At 74.2% G+C, this 2485-nt stretch carries 1 protein-coding gene; it reads right to left on the bottom strand.

The window, feature by feature from the left end:
• Positions 1 to 1473: ATP-binding protein (locus ACQRUO_RS39200; RefSeq protein WP_428320964.1), on the bottom strand; the 1473-nt coding region annotated here is incomplete at its 3' end.
• Positions 1474 to 2485: the final 1012 nt, after the last annotated feature.

Below are 2485 nucleotides of genomic sequence, written 5' to 3'. Positions count from 1 at the left end.
TTCCGATCTCAGCTCGGTGTCGGGTGCGCCGGCGTTCTCCGGTCCGGCCGGGGCGCTCGCCGGTCTGGCGTGCGCGGGCCCGGTCGGCGCCGCGGCGGCGGCCGCCACGGCGGCGGTGAACTCGGCCGCGGCCACCTCGGCCGCCGCGAACTCGGCTGCCTGCCGGGCCTGTTCGGCCACGGCCGCGGCGCTGCGCTCGGCCCGGCGCTGGTCGTCCAGGTCGGCCGTGCTCGCGCCGTCCTGGTGCAGGGCCTCGCGCGGCAGCACCACCATGGCGCTGACCCCGCCGCCCTGACCGTTCTCGCGCAGCTGCACCCGGATGCCGTGCCGCCGGGCCAGCCGGGCCACCACGAACAGGCCCATGCTGCGCCCGGTGAGCGCGCCGGCGAGCAGGGCGTCGCGCCGCTGCGCCGGGTCGGCCGGCAGCGGCTCGGCCAGCTGCTCGTTGAGCTCGCGCAGCCGGTCGGCCGGCAGCCCGATGCCGCGGTCGCTGACCGAGAGCATCAACTCGCCGTTGTCCAGCAGCCAGCCACCCACCTCCACCTGCTCCTGCGGCGGCGAGAAGGCGCTGGCGTTCTCCAGGAGTTCGGCGAGCAGGTGGCTGGTGTCGTCCGCCACCGCGCCGGTCAGCCGGACCGCGGCCAGGAAGCCGAGCTTGACCCGCTCGTACCGTTCGATCTCGGAGACCGCGGCCCGGACCACGTCCAGCAGGGTGACCGTCTTGCGGCTGCGCGAGCTGTTCTCCAGGCCGGCCAGCAGCAGCATGTTCTCGCTGTTGCGGCGCATCCGGGTGGCCAGGTGGTCGAGCCGGAACAGGCTCTCCAGCTGGGCGGCGTCGGCCTCCCGCCCCTCCAGTGCCTCGATCAGCACGAGTTGGCGCTCGACCAGGGTCAGGGTGCGCATCGCCAGGTTGACGAAGGTCGCGTCCACGCTGCCCTGCAGTTCGTCGCGCTCCCGGGCCAGCGCGTCCCGCTCGGCCAGCAGCAGCTCGCACTCCCGCAGCAGTTCCGCCGTCCGCTCGGCCGACGCGCTGCCGGTGCTCGCCAGCGCCTGCCACTGCTCGGTCAACTCCTGCTGCTGTCGCTGGAGTTCGTCCCGCTCCTGGATCAGGCCCAGGCGTTCCAGGGAGAGCGCCTGGAGCCGGCCGCCCTGGGCGTCGCGCTCGGCGAGCAGCCGGGAGCGCTCCTCCAGCAGGCCGCCGCGCTCCTCCAGCAGGGTGGCGAGGTTGCGGGTGGCCAGGTCACGGGCCTTCTCCAGCGGACCCGCGGTGACCCGGCGGACCGCCACCGCCGTCCCGCCCAGCAGCACCACGGCCGCCGCGCCGCCCGCCGCCCAGAGTTCGCCGTTGCCCGCGCCGTGGGCGGTGTCGCAGCCGGTGAGGGTGGTCAGTGCGGCCGCGGCCGGCAGCGCGCCCCAGGAACGGAGCAGGCGCTGACGCGACTCGAGGAGGCGACCCGGGAGCCGCCGACGCACCGCCCGGACCAGGCGGCGGCGCCGCGCGGTTTGCTGACGCGCGATCCTCTTACGCAAAGGTGCTCACAATCTCGCCGGACCTCACGTCCGGGGCCGGTCACGGCTCCGGACGCACTCTCAGACAGCCGCCGCACCCCGTTCCGCCGCTGACACCCGCAAGAGTGAAGCGCAGAACACATCCGAGAACAAGATCAACTCAGCCGGGAGGAGCAGGCCCCCACCCGAGCGACCATCCCGTCACGGGGAGTTTTCGCAGGTCACGGATGTATCACCGGCGCTCGGACGGAAATCCGCGCATCGGCGAATGTGACGGAGATCTCACTCGTCGCGGAGTTCCGTTCACTTGCGCGTCGGCGTGTCGCAACCGGGGTGCACCGGCCAGCGCCGAGGCGAGTGCGGAATCCGGTGCTCCGCCACTCGTCCCGAGCTGCTCCACACGGCATCCGCGCAGGCCAGCGACCCCATGCCGGGTTCACCGGCGTTAATACGACGGGCTCGCAGGCGAATCCGAGGAATGGCGAGCGGGCCTATTGTGCGGCGTTTCCGCCGCCCCTTTCGGGCGCCCACCGTCCGTTTTTCCGAATGCCGGAAAACCGGGCCGACCGCGAATGGCCGGGGTCGGCGAGGCCCACCAGGAAGCTGGGAAAGCGCTTTCCCGACCTTGTCGACGGGAGCATGTTCACGTCACGCGAGCCGTCGACAAGTTCGCACCGAGAGGGGCCGCGCCGGCGGCGGGTCGACGATTCGTCAGGTCACGGGTGATCAACCCACAGTGCGTCAACGTCCGCAGCCGCCAAGGCGGGGAAGCGCTCCCATTCCCCCGGCGACCCGGAGCCCGTTCAGGGCCCCGGGCCGCCGCCGGGGGGTTGTTTTTTCCCCTTTTTCTTCTCCCCCCCCCCCCCCCCCCCCCCCCCCCCCCCCCCCCCCCCCCCCCCCCCCTCCCCCCCCCCCCCCCCCCCCCCCCCCCCCCCCCCCCCCCCCCCCCCCCCCCCCCCCCCCCCCCCCCCCCCCC

It is taken from the genome of Kitasatospora sp. LaBMicrA B282, assembly GCF_050325825.1.
Taxonomy (GTDB): Bacteria; Actinomycetota; Actinomycetes; order Streptomycetales; family Streptomycetaceae; genus Kitasatospora.
The sequence above is the reverse complement of the archived record's forward strand: the minus strand, read 5'-3'. Positions and strand labels throughout refer to the sequence as shown.